The organism is Bradyrhizobium sp. BRP22 (assembly GCF_020194175.1).
GTDB lineage: Bacteria > Pseudomonadota > Alphaproteobacteria > Rhizobiales > Xanthobacteraceae > Bradyrhizobium.
In genome coordinates, this window is record NZ_JADYVX010000013.1 from 141610 (window position 1) to 163328 (window position 21719).

The following is a 21719-nucleotide window of genomic DNA, read 5'->3' on the forward strand; positions in this document are numbered from 1 at the left end:
GGCAATGGGCAATTTGCGACAGCGCGGATGGCACCCGTGCACCAACCAACGGGGCCAGAAATGATCAAGACGGTGGGTGCCCGGCAGCTTGCAGGTGGCCAAATCGCGTTGCCCTGCGCGCGCCGTCCGAAAGCAAACGCGTCTCTTGTCCAGAGCGCGCCAAGCTGTTGCGAATGCGACAAGCGCAAAATCGCAACTTGCGGCTGGCTCAAATCCTGCACTCGCCAAGCCGCAGTAGCGCCAGCCGGTCGAAGACCTCCGAAGTTGCAGGCGAAGGGAAACGCGAGGTTGCAGAGCACTTGAACCTATTGGTTTGCAAGCTCTCAACTCAATTCCACTGGCGCGTCGTTACGCTTGCGACCGGTCCTCTTCACACGGCTTTCGACAGAGGTGGAATCATGCAATCAGCGACCAGAGAGAACGAATCGATCAGGATCGTCTCCCCTGCGAACCGATCGAGGGTCAATGCCATCCTAACGACAGCCTTTACGATGTGCCCATTCTTGAGGTGGCTCTATCCCGAGCCGGAGCGCTACTTGCGCCATTTCGGCGGATTCATCGAGTATTACTGCGGTGACGCATACACCAATCGCAGTGGCGCGTATTTCGATAATGGCGACAAAGGCGCGCTTCTGTGGCAGACCGATAAAATGCATCGAGATGACGCGCGGATGATGAACTTCCTGCTCGGGAGCGTTCCAGAGGACCGGCGCGCGGAAACCGAAAGGTTATTCGACCAGTTCGGCAGATATCATCCGCAGCAGCCGCATTGGTATTTCACCTTGCTTGGCATCGATCCCATGCACCAGCGAGCCAAGCTGGGAGACCGTCTGTTCCGGTATGGCCTCGCGATTTCCGACGAGGCGAAAGCACTGGCATATGGGGAGGCCACTAGCGTTCACTCGCTTCGGCTGTATGAACGCATGGGATGGAAAGTCATAGGTGAGGTGCAGGTCGGTAGTTCTCCACCGGTTTTCCCGATCCTCCGCCATCCCAATTGAATGCGGCACGGCTGCCAGCCTTCATGCAGCACGCCTTGCCCGGTCGCCGCCCGAAGGACTTATAATCCAGCTATTCTGCCGAGACCCATCATGCTAGATCTCCATGATCTCGAACGGCTCGATGATTTGTTCCACTCGATGGAGGAAGCAAACGAGTGTTTTCTCGGCTATCCATTTGCGAAGGGATTCAACTACGAACCGTTGTGGCGCTTCCTGAAGCTGACGGCCAACAACGTCGGAGATCCGTTCAAATCGGCAACCTACCGCGTCAGTTCGCGCGTCTTCGAATGCGAAGTCATCGAATTCTTTGCCCGGTTGTTTCGCGCACAATCGGACGAGTCTTGGGGCTATATCACCAACGGAGGCACGGAGGGAAACATCTATGGGTTGTATCTGGGTCGAGAGCGGTGTCCGAACGGCATCGTGTACTTCTCGCAAGACACTCATTACAGCGTGAGCAAAGGGGTACATTTACTTGGGCTCGAACACTGTGTGGTGCGTTCCGAGCCAAACGGTGAAATGAGCTATGACGACTTATGGCAGCAGGCCGCCCGCGCACGGCATCGACCGGCCGTTGTTTCGCAAATATCGGAACCACCATGAAAGAGGGGAAGGACGATGCACGGCGAATCCGCACCGTTCTGCGAGACGTCGGGATCAACAACGTTCATATCCATTGCGACGCAGCGCTGTGCGGACCGTACGCGCCCCTTCTTGACTCCAAAGCCGGCGTTCGATTTCGCCGAAGGAGCCGACACTATCACCGTCAGCGGGCACAAGTTCCTCGGCGCGCCGATGCCTTGTGGCGTCGTTCTCACGCGCAAGCAGCATGTAGAGCGCGTAATGCGCGCGATCGATTATATCGGCACCTCGGATACCACGTTGAGCGGATCGCGCAATACGTATACGCCCATCGTCCTCTGGTATGCGATCCGTAGTCTGGGTGTCGAGGGGATCAAGCACTCCTTCCATCAATGTGAGCAGCTCGCGGCCTATGGAGCCGAACAACTCAATGCCCGTGGCGTGAGTGCCTGGCGTAATCCCGATGCGCTGACTGTCGTCTTTCCTCCTGTCGAAGAGCGCATCAAGAACAAGTGGCAGATTGCGACTCAGGACGTCAGTCATCTGGTCGTTACGCCGGGAACGACCAGACGGCAGATCGATGCGCTAATCGAAGCGATGACGACCAGCAGGATGAATCTCAAAGGGGCTGACGTTCGTGGTGGCTGCGCATCGCGCGCTTAGCCTTAACAGCGGAGTAGGTGAGGTGCTTGGAAACTGTCGGACTTAACAGCGCAGGCGAACAAGCCTGATTGCGTTCTCTCCGACGCTTGACGCCTAAGGCCTGAGCAGAGATAGCCCCTGCAGAGGGTGTCGCGAATTTGCCACTACGTGCGCACGCTAGGCTGGGTATCGGCCGCATGCCAGGTCCCAGACGAGGCGCGTGTTCGCAAAAACCTTAAAGGCGCGCGTCCCGCCGTTCCGTCTTGTCAGTTCGCCGCAGAAAAACGGCGCTAGCTTACTCAGCGAGCATGGGGGCGGTCTCATCGATCGGATCCGTACATTTGGCTAGGCACTTTCGGACAAGGAATTGATGGCGTGGCGTCGCGATTGTCGTCGACCCTGTCGTCTAGACGGAGCACCGGCAGGATGGTTGCCGATCAAGCGGGAGAAGCAATGGCACAAACGACCGTCGTTAGCCGCAAAAACCCGTCACATCTTGTATTAGTAAACCGTGCGGAGGACGTCGCGTTGAGTAAGGTTAGGCTGGGTCGATATTGTTGAACTGGTCCATGGACGCATCCCGCTGGCATCGCTCTCTCCCCTACTCACGTTAGCTTACCGACACCTGACGTGGCCTGGCGAAAGGAGATGAATGATGGTCGGCAAGTGCCTTCTCCAAGGCGCTGCAGTGTGGGTCGCGGAGCCATAGAAAGCGTTGGATGATAAGAGTGTCTTCAACTAAAGTTTGAGCTAGAAAGGGTGGACTGAAAAGTTTGTGGTGCCGTCCGGTGACGGGACGACGACCTCGCCGTCGATGATCCTTGCTGCGTATGTCTTCCGGAATCGGTTTGTAGAAAGCATAGCCTCGGGAAAGATCATTCTGGGCGGAATTGTTTTCCGCGGTCTTTGGGTTGGGCTGCCGCCCAAACCGGAGTCTTTTTTAGCCTGTTTGGCTTTGTCGCGACTAGAGCGATGGTTTTGTAGGAGAACTTCGTCGATCGCAAGTGATGAAAATGTTTGAGCAATGTTTTGCAGCGTCCGCTCGCCTCCGAATGGGTCTACCATGTGATTTAACCTCGGAGGATTGCGCCGTTGCGGCTGCGATGCCGCGGGTTTTTTGACCTTTCCGGAGTCAGGCTACGAAACAGTTGCGCCCCGCCTCGACCTGTCGGGCGGATCTTTCTTATCCGACCGCATGCCCAGGTGTGCGAAATCCATGGTTATTCTCAGGTCCTCGGAGCCTAGTCAGCTTCTGGAAGAAGGCTCGCGCTCAGCCTTTCGGTTCCCGGAAGAACACCGCTCAGGGTAAGCTCGATGGAGGCATTTGAGCCTTTTTAACACTCGTTCAAATCTCAGGAGTTTGCTTTAAAATGAGACGCCATGCTCCCAGCGGGCGCAGCGAGGAAGCCGAGCGGCAGCTCGGGACGGAGCGCTTGCTTGTTCCCAACGACATGCTGGCACTTTGCTCGGGACCGAAGGATGGCTGAGCGAGACGCGACGTTTCGTGGACAGACGACTGATCAGAGATCTCTTCACAAGCCGGACTGAGCCTTGCGAACCGAAATCTCGCTGGACATCGGACGTCACAGCTTCCGGAATCCATCGGGTCCATGGCTGATCAGGGGCTTCCTGAGGCGCGTCAGCTTCTCGATGGCTAAGCGTTGCTATACATCGAGAGGGCTTGTAGCAAACATTAGTCTCCTATCGATCAGCTGTTCCGCAACCCAGTCCATAATGTGTGATGGTGGCGCCACTCGTAGCGACTTCGTCAGCTTGTTGTCAGCTCCTACAGCTAAGGCTTCGGGCTATCACGGATGGGTACGGGCATCAGACCTCGCGCGGAAAAACGTGCGGCGAGTGTTGACACCAGGTGAGGTGAGGACGGCTATGCTGATCGCTGCCTATCGAAACAGATTCTGGGCAAGCGAGACCGCTCGGTCGCCAGCCGGCAAAACCAACGGTTGATTGAGTGTTGCATCGCACTTCCTTGAAAATCGAGCCTGTCTTCCAAGCGGTGGGTATTGCGTGGCTTAGAGGGTTGTGGCGCTCCAGCTGCAGCATCATTGCAGAAGACGTCCACGAAGCGGCCCGGGATCTGATGGGCGATCGCTCTCACAGTGCGGGCCTCACACCTGACCGGTTCGCGTCGGCCGGCTGAGTAACGGTTCGGCCTCGTGTCCTTTATCGCGCATCGCAGCGTAGGCTCGCGCCAACCGCCGGTGCTTACAGGTCCTCAATTGCATGGGAGATGAATCTTGACGCGCATTCACGATCGTTGGCGATCGGATATCCCGGGCTCCGATGCCGACGCTAGCCCGCGGGTCGATAGTGAGCGCAATGAATTAGCCGGAGACGCTCGAGACCAATCATTCAGCTCTGTCTTGCAGGATGTTCGCTCCAAGCCTGAGCAGTGCGGCGCACCACATCGAGAGCAAACCGCGGAGCGCTCTGACAGCGAACATCGTCGGGTTGGTCGAGGGCGCGAGGGTTTGCACGCTGGCGCTCTCAGTGCGGAGGAGCCGCCGGTGGCTGCCTTTCGAGCTCAGGCGGGAAGGCGTTTCGAAGGGCTGTACGGGCGCAATCTTCAGGAGCGAGCCCGTCCATCTTACCGTGACGCCCTCGCTCAGGAGCAAGAATCGTCGGGTATTGGAGCTGGACGCTGGCGTCCAGATCAAGAAACGGCGATTTCCCAAACAGAGGAGATAGCTCGTTACAAACGGGTTATGCCCGAGATGGCGCCCGAACCGAAGCGACGTCGTATCGGCGACGTCGTCACCGAGAGCGAGAACCGCCGGTTTAGACCAGATCTTGAGCGGCTAAGTCGCGACCCGAGCTCCGCTCTGGGCGACGAAGCATTGCAAGCCGATCGAACGTCTGGGAGCTTGCAAAGAGACCCTCTCATTCAACCTGAGCGGTCCGGGCCCGACCTGCGGGGCGGGCCAGTCAAGCGGCGGATCAGCGAGCTGGTGCCGCACGGGGCGCATGGTCAGGAAGTGCATGGACGTGCGGACCTCGAGCGCTCGAGTCTTCGTAAGGGCATGGAGACTCTTGAGCGCGCTTGTCGCGCTCGTGACTTCCATGCATTCTCAATTGCCGTAGTGGACTATACCAAACAGCTGAAGATGCCGATCCTTGCAACTTTCCTGGAACGGGCCGCGGCTCTGTTTGAAAGTGATTTTATACCTCGATGGGAGGACAATGTACGCGATAACCAAAGCTGGGGTTACGCACTCACCTGCAATGCGGTGAGCCGGGAGGCGGGCGGTCGGGCGGGCATAGATGCGTGCAAGGCGATGGCAGCTCACGTCTCGCAGCTTGATGACGCACTCATGAGGAAAGTTGAGCTGAGGGCGCTTTCGCTATTTGCGGTTTCATTCGGGCGGCATCCACAATCGACAACATGCCGTAACGCAACGATCAGGATTGCGAAATTCTTTTGCGAAGAAAATCTGGTGCTCCAGCATCTGAATGATCTGAGTCTTTCATCGCTCGCGAATGGGTTCAGCAAATGGCCCGAAAGGACGGAGTGTCGCGACGGCATGATCGCGATAGCCACCGAGCTCGTTCGCCGCGCCAAAAACAGGACGCTCTCAGATGTCAATCAGCAGCAACTGCCCAGTTTGGTGAACACTTTATGTAAGTGGCCGAAGGAGGCCATCTGTCGCAAGGCGACTGCGGCGATTGCCGATGAGGTATTTGGTCGCGCGCAACTTTCGGATTATAATTCTCGGGCACTTACGAACCTAGTCAACGGTTTCAGCAAATGGCCGGAAGAAGCAAGGTGCGAGCGCGCCGCACTCTCAATCGCCAGCGAGGTGACGCGCCGCCAACTAGGTGACTTCGACCCACAAGGCTTGGCAAACCTGGTGAACGGTTTCAGCAAGTGGTCCGACCGGCGGCTTGCGCGCCGAGCGGGGGTCGCAATTGCCGCCGAGGTTTTTGGTCGCGAGCTCTCTGACTTCGCTCCACAGAACCTGGCCCTGCTGGTGAATGGTTTCAGCAAATGGCCGAGAAAAGAAGACTGCCGAGAGGCCACAGTGGCAATCGCCCGGGAGATCCAACGGCGGAAGCTACGTGATTTCACCCCACAGGCTTTGGTAAACTTGGTGAACGGTTTCAGCAAGTGGCCCGAGGAAGCGCACTGTAGAGCGGGCACAGCCGCACTCGCTGGTGAGCTCCTCCGCACTCGTCTGCGCGGGATCACTCGGCCGAGCTTGGCTCTCCTGGTGAACGGTTTCAGCAAGTGGCCGCATGACTCTAGATGTCACGCAGGCGCGCTAGCCATCGCTCCTGAAATTCTTGAGCTCGCCCGCGGACCCGACGGCCTTTCTGGCTTTACCGAGCTCAGCCTGGCGAACCTAGTGAACGGCTTCAGCAAGTGGCCGCAAGAGATGGCCTGTCGCAAAGCGGTTGCCGCCGTCGCAGAGGAGATCACCGGTTTCCCCGACCGTCTATCTCATTGCAGCCAGCAGGACCTGGCCAACCTGGTAAACGGTTTCAGCAAGTGGCCTAAAGAGCTGGCTTGCGAGGAAGCCACAGTCGGAGTGGCAGACGAGATCCTTGACCGTGCTGGTCGCCACGGCCGGCTCTCTGGCTTTGCTGAGACCTCGCTTGCGAACCTGGTGAATGCGTTCAGCAAATGGCCTGACCGCACGTCGACTCTTCAAGCCTCAATTGCCGTCGCCGACGAGATCCTCAACCGCCCCGATCGGGTCTTGTCGTTTACTCGACGGGAGTCCTCAAGTCTGGTGAATGGCTTTAGCAAGTGGCCGAGAGAGGAGAGCTGCCGCCAAGCAACAGCCGCGATCGCCCGCGATCTTCTCGACCGCCACAGGCTCTCCGACTTTAATAGCCTGGAGCTGACAAATCTGACGAACGGCTTCAGCAAGTGGCGGTCAGACGAAGACTGTTCCGAGGCCGCAGTCGCTATCGCTCGGGAGATGCTCCGCCGCCGGCTGTCCGATTTTACTCCGCAGCAACAGGCCGACCTGATGAACAGCTTCATCAAATGGCGCGGAGAGGCGGCATGTAGTCAGGCAATCGTGCATCTGGCGCGCGACCTGGGTCGAGGAGGCCAGCGATTCGCCGCTTTCACAACGCCTGACCTCAGCAGGATAGCCAATGCCTTAGGGCTAAGTTTCATAAGGGCGGAGGAAGCTGGAGACATTGCTGACGCCAGCCTGCTGAAAGACCGGCTGCAGCAGCTGGTCCATTACTTGAATTATGCAAATGATCGGCTCGAGCAGGCCGACCTCTTGAGCATAACCAACATCTTCAAGTCGTTGGGAAAGGCTCGACTGTTCGACGATCTCGCTTTGCTCGCACCGACGGGGTTAAGTCGGCTCGAGGAATTGGCTCATGCCCCTGGTTTTGCCGCAGAGAACAACCTCGAATCCATGGGTAACATTTGTATCGCTCTGCTGCCATTGGCCCGCAGCCCGGAGAAATCGATGCTCTGGCACCGGAGGCAAGCGCTAAACCTGCTGAACGATCTCCAACCAGGTTTGGAGCAGAAGGTCCGGGCGTATCTACAGGCAAGCAATACCGAGCGGCGGAGCCGTGCCTCGTTATCGAGCCGCCGTCCCGCGCTGTCGATCTTTCAAGTGCTCAAGGCGCGTGAGGTCTTGGCGAGTTTGTACCAGCGACCGTATGTCGAAGGTACGAAGTCTGACTTGGCTACGAGGCGGCAGCAGCTGGAGCGTGAGACCAAGAAAATCCTGGCGGAGACGCGGAACCTCATCGAGAGCGATCTTTCCAACATGAGCTGGAATCTGATTGCGCAAATCGAAGGGGACGATGCGATTGACGCGCTCGACTCGTTCATGACGCTGGATGAGGGGACAATCCGGAATCAGCATCCGCCGTCCGTCTTTGATATGCATCAAGTATTACGAACGATGGATCACGAGCCCAGACCGCCCGAAGGCGAGGCGGGACTGATGCAGTTGCCGGTTGTTGACCTGCAAGGGCGCCGGCTGGCCACGCAGCCCGAGCAGCGATATTCGATCTTTCATCGCTTGACCTCGGGAGCTATTCCGATGGTCGCGGTCCAACTGCCGGGAAAGCCGAGCCCGTTCATGCTAAGGCGCGTGTTCTGTGTCGATGATATACCTTACCGCATGGACCTGTTCGGCGGAAGCAAGTTAAAGGCGCCGAAGCCGACCCTGTCGCAAATCGCCTCCGTCGCTCCGGGCGAGCGAGGCCCCAAGCCTTCCGGGGGGAAGCTGTTGGCAATCCCGTATGCCGAAACCGCACCGGGTACGGCGTTCGAGCAGCTATCGCGCGCCTGGGCGCCCTTTAAGGAGGCCTATTACTACACGCAGCGCAGGGGCTTTGCTGCCCCTCCTAGCATCGACGATCTAGGCCCTCGCGACTACGCGCTGGAGGGCAATTTCAAATTGTCGCTGTTGCCGGACCGCCCTGCCGGCGAGGAGCATCCTTTCAAGCTGATTGGACCGGAAGGCCCGATAGCTTTACGGCCGCATGACGGTTCCGGCTTCATCAGAGCCTCTCTGGCGGAGCGTATGCTAGCTGTTCGGCGCGCTGGCCGGCGAGATGGTCCTGATCTGGTGCCTGCATTCGCAGAGGGAAAGAAATCATCGCTCCCCGCCGCGGCCCTGCAATATTATTCGCGAAGCGAGAGGGTGGCAGAAGAGGCACGCGAGAAAGCCAACAGTTGGCTTGAGCGTAAAAAAGGAGAACCGCTGAGCTCCGAAGAGTTGTATCGCATCGTGACGGCCGGACACATCGAAGCCCCCGGCGCGGTTGCCGTGCCATCCAATGATGGCCGTGTGCATGTGCCTAAGCTTAAGAGCGAGGGACTGACGGGTACGGCTGGCGTGCTGATCGGCCGCTCTCCGTACGATAAGCCAAACTTACGCCCATTAAGCCCTGAACGAGTCAAGTCGTCAGCCGATGGCGACGCAACTGCGGCATTTCTCGACAAATGCGTGGCCATCCAATACAGCTTCAATGTCGCCGAGAAGTCGGGGGAGCAACTGGCGAGCGATGATCCGACTTTTTTCGCCAAAGGCATTCTCATCGTAGTGCCTGACGAGATGTGGCCGGCGAACTACCGAGATCGTGCGATGGTATTGTCGGCGGAAGACGTCAAGTCCCATTCGGCCTGGACCAGCCGCAAGGAGCGGGTCACGGCGGAGACGCCAATTGATGGCGTCGGCATCCTCCAGGCGACCGAGGTGTTCGCTCCGGGGTCCTTGGTTGCCGTGCCGCCCGATGAACAAAAAAAACTCGACGGCGACTTCGATGGGGATACGGTTATCATTATCGGCGACCGGCCGCAGCTCTATGAGCATGTTCGCCAGTTCGATGAGGCGGAGCAAGCTCGCGCAGCCCGCTCGCTCAAGCCGCCAAAATCGCATACCCCCGCCATCGAGGACGGAAGGTACAATTTTAGTCGTGCCAGCCAGATCCTCGCTGCCACGCAGGACACTTTGGAAAGCTTTAGCACTTTGCAGCGAGATTTTCTGGCTCAACCCGATCAAGCCCGGCGCTGGTTTGCCGAGCGGGCCATTTTTGGTACCTACGAAGGTATTCACCACGAGCTCAGGAGAGCCATACGTGACTTGTTGAATCAGGAAGAGGTGAGCGACGAAGATATCCAGCCCCAGCTTGAAAGTGTGATGCGGGAGATCGACCTCGCAGAGCATCCGGTCGCTCGCGAGATCAACGAATTGCTCGCGGCCGACCTGGAGGCTTGGGCTGCTGATGCGAATGGGGTCCTCCCGCTCGAGGCGGTCGAACGCGACACCCACGCCGACCATGGTGTGAGCCAGGCAGTTTCGGATTTGCTACCGGACTTGGCCGAAGCCTATCAGGCCTCCGCGCACCCGCGAGACCGCGTTCAGGCCTTACTTGACCATTACCCTGCACGCATCGATTCCCAGCCGGATGGCTACGAGCCGGACAACCTCATACAAAGCGCAAGCAATCTTCTTAGCCTCGGCAACAAGGTCGGCACCGATGCCTATAAATCAGACACAAGTGCCCAACTTTTCCTGAAAAAAGGCCAACAGCTTCGGCGCCTGCTGCAACAAACGCCGGGCCTAAGATCCGTCCCCTACGTCAAAGGCCTAGCGGCCACGCTCAACCACGGCAGGTTCGATGTCGATGCTTCGTTAAAGGATCTGAAGGACAATCCGACGCTAACGGCTTCAGTCATGGAAGCCGCCATCAAGCTCGCGGCGGACAAACGTATCCTGCCGGAAGCCTCTGGTCGACAGTTGACGGCCGAAGATTCGGTCGCGGCGATGAACCCCAAAGAGGCCGCGGATCGCGCAGAAATTGAGCGTGCTAGGGCTGCAGCGGAGGAGGAGGGGATTACCACAGCGGTGCGTAAGGTCGCCGAGATCCTAAGACGAGCAGACATCGACGTAAACATGCCTCGTTCGGATCGACCGTTGAGATCGACGCGCTCAATGGCAAACCAGCTGATGGGAACGAGCCCTAAGGACGGCGACACGCAGCTGATCAGCAACGCCGTCCGGCATCTCTTCGAAATCCCTGACAAGGATTTTGCACGAGGGTTCAAAAAAGCCATTTTGGCATTTGACGAGCAGGGCTACACCGAGGTCAGCACGACAAACTGGTTCAGGATGCGAGATCCAACTTTTATCGGCGTCACCAGTGTGCTCACCACGCCGGACGGATATCGCTTTGCGCTAGAGTTCCACACGGCGCAGAGCTACCAGGCTAAGCTTACCAACCATGATATCTACAAGAAGCGAGACAAGCTGAAGCTCGAGCTGAGCGGAGATGCTCTGGAGGAAGCTACGAAAGAACTTGCCCAGAGTGCACGAGAGGTCTGTAGAGACGTGGCGATACCAGAGGGCGCCAGAGAGCTTCCTCACTGGGGAGTCGAACTTGACGCTCGAGCTTCTCCTGGGTTTGGTCCGCGAGCTGCCGAGCGGCCACGACTGTCTGAGAAATCACCAATGGCCAAAGAGGTCGTCTCGTCGCTCGGCTCGCGGCCGATTGTGCTCGTCGGACTGCCGGGCGCCGGCAAGTCCTCCATCGGCCCGGCTCTCGCGCGGCGCCTCGGGCTCGCCTTCGTCGACTCCGATAAAAAGATTCAAAGAGAGACCGGCATGTCGATCACGGAAATTTTCGATGCCGAAGACAAAGGCAAGCAGTGGTTCAGGGATCGGGAGGCGAGCTTGATCGCGCAGTGCGTCGAAAAAGGCAACGTCGTCCTCGCAACTGGCGGCGGCGCGTTCGAGAATGAAGAAACCCGACGTCTCATCCTGAACAACGCGGTCTCGATCTGGCTCGATACTGACCGAGGCGAGATCTGGAAGCGCCTTGCAAATGACACCAGTCGCCCGTTGCTACGGATCGACCAGGCAGGGGAGACCAGCGGATTGCAGAGCTCCGACAAAACGGCCATGAAGAAGGAGCGTTTCGAGGAAATCGTGCGGCATCGCACGCCGCATTATCGCCAAGCCAATGTAACAATCGTTCCGCCCCATAAAAGGAACAACAACAAGAACGCCGAAGCATGCGTGGCCGCCGTGCACGCCTATCTCAGCGGTGGCGCAGGGCTGGGCGCTCAGCAGGCCGGCTCGGTTCAGAAGCTTGCGGTTGCGTCAAGCTCTGAGAAGGCGCGAGATTCGGGTGGGCTGCTCATGGAGGAGATGCGGGGACTCCCCTCATCATCTGCGAGGGCTCCATCGCGAGACATCCACCGCAGTCCTGGGGCTCTGGCTGGTTTGCCGTCCACGTCACATGTGCTGCATGATGATGATGATCACCAGTCAAGCGTGCTTCCGCCCAAAACGTCCGGCGCTCGCACCGACGCCTTGGATCCGACAGCCGCGCTCCACGGTCGCGGCAGCTTAGCTCTCGACGCTCAGGAATGGCTGGGCGACGAGCATATCGCGGCGGATTATGCGCTCCTGGAGGAAGAATTGCAGAGAGAGAATCCGGATCTAGCCGCACAGACGCGGTTCGTACCACCCGCGCTAACTCAACTGCTGCGCTTGGCAGAGAACCCGAACGACGTACGAGCGACTTTCATGGCGATCGTCCATGACCAGAATGGTAACGATACAGCCAACTTTCTGTTGCTGCCGGTGAACGATGGCGGAACTGATGGGGGAGGCACTCATTGGTCGCTGCTGCTCGTTGATCGCCGCGCGCCGCAGAGTATGGTCGCCTATCACTACGACTCCGGCGGGCGTGGCAACCGGGCCGTGGCAGAAGAGCTCACAGCAAGGCTAGGCGCCCGCCTGAGAATAGCCCCCATGGCCCAGCAGCAGAACGGCTATGATTGCGGCGTCTTTCTGCTAGACGCCACGCGAGCGCTGGTTGGACGTTTGGCGCAAGGACAGTGGCCAGAGCAGCTGCAGCTCGATAACCTCGTGGCCGATCGGCAGGCGCTGGGGAACCGACTAAGGGCTTATACCCAGTTGGGCTGATGGAGATAACCGGAGCGGCCTGGCCGAGACCAGGCCGTCGGGGTCGCCGGAGCGAACGGATGAGGGCAACGGCCTCGGTCGGTTCCCGGAATCCGCCCCGGTCGATCAAGATGCACGCTCCTTCCACTCGTCGGCGATGTCGCGAGGAGTGGAAAAGGATTTGCATGACGAGCTTCACGGCCGACGGGGCAATCACCCTGCCCAGTCGTTCTCTGTCGTTCCAGAAGAGTTTACTTTCAACGTGGACCGATTCTCTCCAGGGGAGCTCCGGCGCAGAGTGAGCATCGTCGCGCAATTCGGACGACGCGGCCCGTGACAGGGGCCCGGCAGTTGATGGTGATGCTGGTTCTTGCATCTGCTGCCCAACGAGCCGAAGCTCCCGCGCTCGGGGTGGCCAGGCGTCGGGGGAAGCTCCCGCGCCGAGCCGGACTGCCGAGCGCCCTGCGCGGCCGGCGAACCTGGCTGCTCACGAGCTTGCAGCCCAGCTCTCGGTTCGCCGCGATGAGCCTCAAGTAGCTGGCAAAGATGCGACAAATCGGGACCCTATACTCTGCCTCTAGTGCGTGGGAACGAAGCACCCCTTATACAGCTCGAACATTTCTTCGGAGCTTCGGACGAGTGACGGGCAGGTCGGTTAGGGCGCACCAAGGCGACCTTGCCGGCCGGCAGCAAAGCAGGACAGCGACTTTTTGTGTCCTCGCGAGCTCGCTCTCTTCAGAAGTGTCGGCGCTGGGAGCTGGACGTGCGACCCCCGTCCCAACATACCACGCGCGCCTAGAGGTTAGCATGCAAATGGCCTAAGCGCTCCAGCCCCTGCTCAATGAGAGATATTGGAAGATAGCTGAAACACAGGCGCACGTGACGGCCACTTCCTGGGCCATAGTTGCGACCATTTACAAGGTGCACGTCGTGCTCGCTGCTTGCAGCTTCAATAAACCTCTCCGGATCCGTACCCGCGGTAAGCCGTACCCAGAACGAGAAGCCCCCGCTTGGCACGCTATATTCCGGGTCGCAAATCCGGCTGCGCTGCAATAAGCTATGTACGCTGTCTCGCTTCGCGCGGTAGTGCTCGCGCAAGCGTGTTATGTGCGAGCCAAGAGCGCTCGATTGCAACAACCCCAAAACGACGTTACTGAGAACCGGACTTAAGCCGCCGTCGCGTTTCAGGTGCGCAAGCCTGTTGATGATGTCCGACTCCGCAAGCACCCAACCTACCCGTAGCCCCGTCCGGCAACTTTTTGAGATGCTATGGACATTGATCACGTTATTGCCTGGCGCCAGCCAATGCGCTGGACCGTTGTAGGGCAACTCAGCATAGACAAGGTCCTGCACCAAGAGAGCGCCACTGCGGGCTAGCAATGCCGCCAATTTGGCCACATAGTCGCGCGACATCTGGCGCCCGGTTGGATTATGAAACGCTGGCATCGTGTAAAAAAGCTTCACCCGGGCATTGGTCTGCAGCATTGCCTCGACTTCGTTTAGATCCACTCCCTCTGCGGCCAGATCTAGCTGGACCACGGTTGCACCCGCGATCGAAAACGTACGCAGTGCACACAAGTAGGAGGGGTCCTCCGTCAGGACCACGTCACCGGGGTCAATCCAGCCATCGGCGAGTAATTGTAAGGCCTGTGAAGCTCCACCCGTAAGCATAACTTGGTCATGCCGCACACCGTACCTCAGTGCGAGCTTTGTACAAAGTTCGGGCAAACCCGCGCATCCGTATACTGCGGCAGATCGGCGAGAGCCACACCTGTACTCCCGTCAAACGCGCCTGGCCACGGCAGTTCTGCAAACATCACCGGGTCGGCCAGGGCGTGGCCGAAATTGATACCATGCTTCGCACTTGAGGAGTTGAACGGCGCGAAACCCTGAGCGATAGCGCTGCGTTTGAGATGCGCGAATTCATGGCTTCGTCATTCGGATCTTCATGATTGCCAAACCTGTCGTTTGCAAAAGCGCTTATTGTACTCCGCGGCAAATTTTGCGGGTATTGGCGCGCTGAAACGGGGAAAGTCCACCGACGTCTTTGGCTGGGCTGCTACGACTGATGTTTGGAGGGACGGCCGCCAAGCACCGCCAAAGTAGTGCCGGCCGTAGCCCATCGCTAGCTCAGGTACTACGGGATAGAGTAGGCTCAGGAACAGCGAGATCTGCGCAGCATTCCATGTCCAATCGTCTGCATGTGCAAAGCCAGCTAGCTCGAAGTACCGGTCGATGATATCAAGCGCATCCCAGAAACGCAGTGCGGCGACCGCATCGGCGTAATCTTCAGCGAAGCGGCGGAAATTCGGGGAGAGTTCGGTGCTCTCTACTGTGCGTGCGTTTTCTGCATACTGTCGTAACGCATCTTCCCAGACCCGAATGCGTGACGCTGCCGAGATGAGTCCGTCGAGATCAAAATCGTTTGCGTCGGTTCCAAAGGGCTTGGCCACTCGCGCCAGTGCATAACGGAGTACGTTTGGCCCCACCTCACGCGCCACTTCATCGGCCCAAAGAGCATGATCACGACTGGTGGAAAACTTTTCGCCTTCCAGCTTGTAGAAATCCTGGACGGAGTGATTTTTGGGAATTGGGTAGCCGCGCGCGAGCAGAGCGCCGGCCACACCTAGCGTGTAATAGAAGCGATTATCTTGCCCCATGAAAAAAAGAAGCTCGGTGTTCTGGTCGTGCAACGTCGCGTTTGCGTCCAGACCGGCGCGGGCGCATTGCTCGCGAATTCCGGTGTCGAAGCACCAAAGGCCCTCAAACCATGTAAGCAGCGTTTGCCCGATCAGAGATTCAGGCTGTTTTACCTCCACACCGTGCCTGAAATGGCGGGTCATCGCCAAGCCGCGCACCTCCCGGTGTAGCCAAGCGCGCGCCTTGGCGCGTATCGGATCGGGCCATGCGCTTTCTCCAATGGCTTTGTGCAGTGGGTAAGCGAGACGTGGCATGTCGAACACGGCCTGCGTGATAGGTCTTAGCACAAGATTACGGCCGCAGGTGACGTGCCGTGCGTCACGGATTGTGTCGTGCTGAAGAGCCAGCCCGCAGTTCTCACACAGATTGCTGTCGCAAGGCGATGAGCAAGCCGGGCAACGGCCAGTTGCGAGCGAGTCCGTAACGAGCTCATCGCAATGTTCGCAATACAGTTGGACGCCCTGCCGTACGTCGACGTAGCCCGCCGCTTGCAGCTCGCGGAATATCGCTAGCGCATTTTCCTTGTGAATCGCGCTAGATGTGCGCACGAACACATCAGGAGTAATTTGCACGGCGCGCAAACATTGTAAGATCTGGTGAACGTATTGTTCTGCGACCTCGCTAAAGGATTGGCCGAGCTTCCGTGCCGTTTCGAGCGTATGTGTACCGTGCTCGTCTGAGCCAGTGATGTAGTAAGCCCGATGGCCGGTCATGCGTTGGAAGCGGACGAAAATGTCAGCGAGTAAATACACGCCGCCGATGTGACCCAGATGTAGTTTGCCGTTAGGGCAAGGCGGCGCGGGACAGACAAAATAAGTGCGCACGTCAATCCCACCAGATCGAGATAAACTTGAGAGCGCTGTCTTGGCTGATATTGCGGATAGTGTGCGTCTGATGTGGCGACATGTAACACAAGGTCGTTTCGCTAACCTCACGGACCTGACCGTCGACCTCGAATTCTCCACGACCAGAGATCAGCAACCAAAGTTCGTGCTCCTGATGATCGTGCGGGTCGACCGCATCGCCTGGAGCGAGCTCCACGACTGAAGCGCCAAATGCCGGACTGAGACCCGCCGGGAGATGCTCCAAAAGGCGCCAAACCAGAACGCCGTATTCGGTTCGCATCAGAGAATGATCGGCCTGCTTGGTGTACACGTTGGTCTTCCTCAGACGTGGCTATCAGTCGCGATAGAATATGCCATTGGGAAGCTTTAGGTTTTCAAGATCCGCCACCGCTTCCTCTGGTGGGTTGTAGGCGCGCTTCATGCGGTTGTATTCGGTGCGTGTCGGCCCCCCGGTGGATGCGCGCTGGAACACCAAGTGAATCGCACGACGCGACCGATCGCTCTTGTTTGGCAGCGAGTAATGGGGCGCATAATCGTCGAAAATAAAAACATCGCCAGCTTTCAATTGCACCGGCTCCCATGTGAAGGTCTCGGCGATCTCCGGGTGAATCACGCCACCGGCATCCATCGGAAACACTCCTTCCTTATGGCGAGCTGGCGTGAAGAAAAGCCCACCGTTACCCGGGTCGGCGTCGTCCACAGCGATGGATGCAATTGCGTGCACCATGCGTTCGGGTATCTTGTGCGGGATATGATAGATGTCCTGATGAGGGCGGTATCCGCCGCTGTCCGAATACTTGAAGATCAGAAGTTCCTTCAACATCCGTGTCTTCTCATTCAAGAGTCTCTCAACCGCTATACGAATGCGGCCATCGGCCAGGAGCGCCTCCCGTAGAGGGGCATGGTAGTCTAAGAAGTTCTCGGCCTTGGAGATAATCTTGCGACTGTCACTCGTCTTCTCGAACCACAACATCCACTTGTCGGAGCTTACATCCCAACGTGCAACTTCCTCAACGTAACGAGAAATCTTGTCGCGCGTGGCTGGATCGAAGAACTGTTCCAATCGAAGATATCCATCCTTATGCCATTTCGATTGTTGCGCCTCAGTCAGCATGTGGGAGCTCCTTCGTAAGATGAGACGGATCAGTCGTGCTTTACCCGAGGCGGGTTGCTAGTACCGCATTAAGAGCGGTCGCGCTCAATAGGCTCAGCAACATCACGTCAGGGCCAAATCCACGGACCAACTGCCCTCCGACCATGGGAAAGCCGAAGAGCCCGATGAAGTATGCGAGCGTAAAGATCTGCGAGGTAGTGGGCACGGAGACGCCGTGCTCGCCGGCAAGATTGACGGCTATCGTGTTCAAGGTTGAGTAGCTTAACCCATAGCCGGCGGCAAAGAGGACAGTGGCCGCAATATAGAGTGAGGTGCTGCCACCGTTGAGAAGGAACAGCACCAGAGACGCAGCGGTCAGTAGGATGAGCGTGAGCGCCAGTCGCCGTAACGGCAGGCTGCCCATGAGGTGAGCGACCGAGAAGCGTAGTACCACGCTCGTAGCAGTAAAAACGAGAAAGAACAGATCGGCATTCAAGTGACGTGATGCGGAATAGGCGCTCTGATATGTGGACAGCCCCGCAAACATGCAGGCTGAAATCGCAATCATGGCGATGGGGAGTGCTGTGCACTTCTGAAGCAGTGTCGTAGTCGCGCCCAGTGTAATTTCGATATCCGGCATAGCCAGTGCCGATAGCCTCGAAATCGCGCGTCTTGTAAGGTCTACGCAGGCGGCTGCGATCACGCACGCAATCGCAAGCACTGCATAGATCGTGGCCAGCGAACCAGTATATTTTGCGAGCAAGTGACCAAGTGGAGCCGCGAGGCCGAGCCCAGCCATTTGTGATCCGGATAAGACCGTCAAATACTGAATACGTGCTGAGGGCCGTAGATGGCGGATGATCTGCAGCGGTGCCAGAATGAAGAACACCGACCAAGCAGCGCCCACCAATAGTCCCCCACCGTACGCCGCTCGCGTATCGAGGGCAGCGCCGGCAAAGGCCAGCATGGCTAACGCCATAAATAGCGAGGCGAGAGTCAACGTGGGTAATAGGCCTATCTGCTTTGCCAGCCAACCTGCCAAGCAACAGGAAACGAGAGTGGCCGCCATGCCGCTGGAAATAATAAGACCGGCGGCTCGACTATCCGTTCCGAGCGCATGCATGTAGTCCGGCAATAGAAAGCTAGTGCCGTAAGCTGCTGCAATGACAATGGAGGCAATCAAAAATGGTGCAAAGGCGCGGTAGTCGAGCGTGCCTGAAAGCCGGTCGGGGGCGTTAGCCGTTCCATCCGCAATCCGGCCCCGCAGCGGTGAGGTCGAGCCCCCGTTCATGTGCTACCCAATACCTGTCGGGTTGATGGCCTCGCAACCACACCGGCTTCTCGTTCAGACGTGTCCGAAGGTGCGCAAACCTCAATCATCTGTCTGGCGGATGTATTCAAATAGAACGGTCGGCCGAGGAGGCTATCAATAATCTGGCTGTTGCGGTACGCGACCAAAGATAGATTGGCGCTCTGCAATCCGTGCTGCACGCGGCTTTGATTTTGGAGATAAATTGGTCCTGGCATGTGCCGACTGAAGCGTACTGCGTAGTCCGGGCCGAGTACGGGCAGGCCGTCTTCCATACACGCGCCCTCGAGGAGGGCCTGCAAGAAGGGCGGCGTACGTGGCTGGAAACCTGTAGCAAGCACTATACGATCGACGAGGATGCAGCTATTTCGCTGCGTTGCGATCTCATCTAGATCTACTCGCCAGCGCTTGTTGTGGGACGTGATGTCTTTCACGACTACGCTGGACAACACACGAAAACGGTCGGCCAGCGTGCCATCCACGCTGCGTTCGTATAGCATTTCATATAGGCGGCTGCACAAGTCGACGGAAATACCATCGCTCGTAAGCATCTCGCCCTCGACTATGTCGCGGCGTTGCTGAAGCGGTAGAGCGTGAAAGCGACGGCTATACGCGGGCGTGTAAGCCTCATTCACGAAGCTGTTGTCGTCGATGGCAAACAAGTTCGAACGCGACGTTGCCCACGTGATCTGGGTGGATACAGAACGAGTAAGAATGTCCTCGATAATCTCAGCCCCGCTCTGACCACCTCCCACAACGAGCACATGCTCGGCTGCGCACGGTAGCTGCCGCTCGAGATAATCGGCTGCATGGTAGACAGTGCCACATAGCAATGATCTGGCACAGGCGGGGATCTTGGGCTCTACGCCAACACCAACAACAACAGCGCGCGCCATGTATGTGGTTGTATTCGTGCTGATGCGGTAGCCATCCCTAAATGGAATAACATCCTTGACGTCCTCGGAGAAGCGGAGCGTATTGAGTCGCCCTGCGACCCACCGGTAATACTCAATGAACTCCCGCCGGGACGTTGAAGCATTGCGCTTGTTGACAAAGCTGTAGAGCCGACCATGCAGTGCCAAATAGTTGAGGAATGAATATGGGCTAGTAGGATCGACCAGGGTCACGCAATCCTTGAGCGGCGACACCTGTAGGCGACTGTTCGGCAGCGCAAGGCCTGGATGCCAGAAAAGTGCGTCTCGCTTTTCCAGGAAAAGTGCGCGGAGCGGAGTAGGTTCAATAAGCGCTGCAAGACTGAGGTTAAATGGGCCGATCCCAATTCCGATGACATCCAGCATTTCCACAGAAGTCTCTTTGAGCTCGTGTAAGTTCTTGTCGTTGGCGGTCGTGTAAATTCTGTCCGGGTCCTTCGCTTCATTGCTGAAGTGTGACTTGGGATGGGCAGCGGCTTGGCCTATAGCCGCGGGAGGCGTTGTGAATTGCGCATCTGCAATGGCCAAGTCTTGCACGCCGTCTGTTGAAACCGGCAACAGTCTCATCCGTGTGCACACTAAAGTCCGGCTGCAACCATCTTCACCTACCCCATCCGGTGGTCTCTCTGCTCATTAGCAACTGCCGTGCCACCCACAAAATCTCGACTGCGCCTTGTTGGACGACAAGAACCTGCCCACCTGCAGCATTTCGTGCGGAGTTGCCCCGGCAGCTCCTGTCGGATTTGCGACATTGGGACATACACATACGGAATACGGAGTGCACGGATCCATGGCTGAAAACCAACACATGGTGAATGCTAAGTCTACGCCGACAATGCTCATCATGATCTTTCCACACATTGCCAGCCCTTCAGGCCTCGCGGCCCGCTCGTCTGTGGTCGCACCAGGCGAGTTGCGTCGCAGTATGCGGGCGACAGAGATCTTCGGCTCTGCAATGTTGGCAGTGTCTCAGGCTGTGGCGGTGGACAGTTCCGCTTTGGACGATTGCGGTGGCCTCTTTGGGAGGTGGAAACGAACTCCTTGTTCTCGGCAAAACGGTTCGGAGCGGCCGCGCTTTGCGCCCACCTGCACATGGTGGTTCACTGTAAAGGCCGGTTGCTGTCTCCCGCTATTCGGTCCTGGTTCTGGTCCGTGCGCCGTCCCCGAGCGACTGACGGGTTTTGCGGCAGGCCCGCGCTCCGATCCTCCACCACTCTCCTCAGGCAACGTGGGTTGCAACTGATCGAGCTGCTGCTCAAAGCTCGCTTAGGCTCGCGCCGTGCGCCTGTTGCCCTACCGACACGAGATATTCTGCTGCGTGAAGCCTGGCGCAAGCGGGGTTAAACTGCCGAGGATTGGACTGCGCACTATCATACCGATCTCGATTTGAAAGTATATGCTCCGGAAGCCGGTCACGTTCTATCTCTTACGCTCAGCCGGACCAACGTCCGCGTCTCGGCAAGCCAGCTTTCGAGAAGCTGACCAGTCAGGAAAAGCACGTCCACACGCCCCTATTTCCTCGCACGCCCGCTCGGCTGCCGAGGAGCCGACCGGCCAAACCGCGGACACCAAGTGCATCTTCAAGCTCCTCAAGAAAGCTGGGTGCCGCCAATATGGGGCCAAGGACCGATCTACACAGTCATCTTTCTTTGTGCGGCGGACGCCTGGCGCAAGACGCACCTTGCGGGCGCTCTTTGGCGCGAAGCAATCCTAGCCGGGCATTCCGTGCAGTTCGTCGCAGCCCCGACTATCGTTGCGCAGCTCGCCAAAGGACGCAGCGAGCGCCGGCTCGAGGAGCGGCTTGCGCAATTTGGCAAACCGAAGCTCCTGATTACTGATGAACTCGGCTATCTGCCCTTTGAGCCCAATGCACCGCATCTGTACTTCCAGCTCGTCAGCCGGTGTTACGAGAGGGGTGCGATCCGGCTTACTAGCAACCGCAGCATCGTCGAGTGGGATTCGGTCTTCCGCGATCCTGTGGTCGTCACCGCGATCCGTTCGCCTGTTACACCACGGCGACGTGATCACAATCCGCGGCGCTTGATAGATGCTGGCGAACAGGCGAGCACCCTACGCACTACCCTATGAAGCCGCTCTATAGGGGAGGCGTTGAAATGCCTCAAAGAAGGCAGCCCTAACGCGGGGTTTGAGCGTCAGCACTGGACTCATTGCATTAATGAGGATGAAAGCATCGTTACAG

At 58.0% G+C, this 21719-nt stretch carries 11 protein-coding genes; 5 read left to right on the top strand and 6 right to left on the bottom strand.

Annotation, left to right across the window (positions count from 1 at the left end):
- The first annotated feature begins 398 nt into the window (after positions 1 to 398).
- The 4 genes from I6F35_RS18600 to xopAD all read left to right on the top strand — a co-directional run bounded on the left by I6F35_RS18600 (position 399) and on the right by xopAD (position 12661).
- Positions 399 to 1001 carry a GNAT family N-acetyltransferase gene (locus tag I6F35_RS18600; protein WP_225119116.1) on the top strand — a complete coding sequence of 201 codons (603 nt, stop codon included), beginning with the start codon at positions 399 to 401 and terminating at the stop codon, positions 999 to 1001.
- A 90-nt stretch (positions 1002 to 1091) separates the two neighbouring features.
- Positions 1092 to 1604 (top strand): hypothetical protein, encoded by a 513-nt coding sequence (locus tag I6F35_RS18605; RefSeq protein WP_225119117.1) that lies wholly within the window; start codon positions 1092 to 1094, stop codon positions 1602 to 1604.
- Between the two features lie 15 nt (positions 1605 to 1619).
- A complete protein-coding gene (locus I6F35_RS18610; RefSeq protein ID WP_225119118.1) occupies positions 1620 to 2246 on the top strand; it encodes a pyridoxal-dependent decarboxylase in 627 nt (208 codons plus the stop codon).
- Positions 2247 to 4750: 2504 nt separating this feature from the next.
- Positions 4751 to 12661: a XopAD/skwp family type III secretion system effector gene (xopAD, locus tag I6F35_RS18615; RefSeq protein ID WP_225119119.1), complete on the top strand. Its 7911-nt coding sequence runs from the start codon at positions 4751 to 4753 to the stop codon at positions 12659 to 12661.
- Positions 12662 to 13435: 774 nt separating this feature from the next.
- On the opposite strand, the gene I6F35_RS18620 is transcribed toward xopAD, so the two are convergent.
- From I6F35_RS18620 to I6F35_RS18645, 6 genes are all read right to left on the bottom strand, one after another.
- Positions 13436 to 14329 (bottom strand): PLP-dependent aminotransferase family protein, encoded by an 894-nt coding sequence (locus tag I6F35_RS18620; protein ID WP_346283177.1) that lies wholly within the window; start codon positions 14327 to 14329, stop codon positions 13436 to 13438.
- A gap of 257 nt (positions 14330 to 14586) precedes the next feature.
- Entirely contained in the window at positions 14587 to 16164 is a 1578-nt protein-coding gene (locus tag I6F35_RS18625; protein ID WP_225119121.1) for a class I tRNA ligase family protein, read from the bottom strand.
- 1 nt (position 16165) lies between these two features.
- The gene (locus I6F35_RS18630) at positions 16166 to 16495 is read right to left on the bottom strand and encodes a cupin domain-containing protein (protein WP_225119122.1); all 330 of its coding nucleotides are present in this window, start codon (positions 16493 to 16495) and stop codon (positions 16166 to 16168) included.
- A 24-nt stretch (positions 16496 to 16519) separates the two neighbouring features.
- Complete coding sequence (locus tag I6F35_RS18635; protein WP_225119123.1) at positions 16520 to 17299, bottom strand: phytanoyl-CoA dioxygenase family protein; 780 nt, start codon at positions 17297 to 17299, stop codon at positions 16520 to 16522.
- Positions 17300 to 17339: 40 nt separating this feature from the next.
- On the bottom strand, positions 17340 to 18569 hold the full coding sequence (locus tag I6F35_RS18640) for an MFS transporter (RefSeq protein ID WP_225119124.1): 1230 nt from the start codon (positions 18567 to 18569) through the stop codon (positions 17340 to 17342).
- Entirely contained in the window at positions 18566 to 20077 is a 1512-nt protein-coding gene (locus I6F35_RS18645) for a SidA/IucD/PvdA family monooxygenase (RefSeq protein ID WP_225119125.1), read from the bottom strand. Before I6F35_RS18645 ends, I6F35_RS18640 begins: the two co-directional genes overlap by 4 nt.
- Positions 20078 to 21091: 1014 nt before the next feature.
- Here I6F35_RS18645 and I6F35_RS18650 point away from each other — a divergent pair.
- Positions 21092 to 21607 (top strand): ATP-binding protein, encoded by a 516-nt coding sequence (locus tag I6F35_RS18650; RefSeq protein ID WP_346283178.1) that lies wholly within the window; start codon positions 21092 to 21094, stop codon positions 21605 to 21607.
- Positions 21608 to 21719: the final 112 nt, after the last annotated feature.

Coding starts and splice junctions, on each gene's coding strand:
- I6F35_RS18600 (WP_225119116.1), top strand. CDS start 399: ATGCAATCAGCGACCAGAGAGAACGAATCGATCAGGATCGTCTCCCCT.
- I6F35_RS18605 (WP_225119117.1), top strand. CDS start 1,092: ATGCTAGATCTCCATGATCTCGAACGGCTCGATGATTTGTTCCACTCG.
- I6F35_RS18610 (WP_225119118.1), top strand. CDS start 1,620: ATGCACGGCGAATCCGCACCGTTCTGCGAGACGTCGGGATCAACAACG.
- I6F35_RS18635 (WP_225119123.1), bottom strand. CDS start 17,299: ATGCTGACTGAGGCGCAACAATCGAAATGGCATAAGGATGGATATCTT.
- I6F35_RS18640 (WP_225119124.1), bottom strand. CDS start 18,569: ATGAACGGGGGCTCGACCTCACCGCTGCGGGGCCGGATTGCGGATGGA.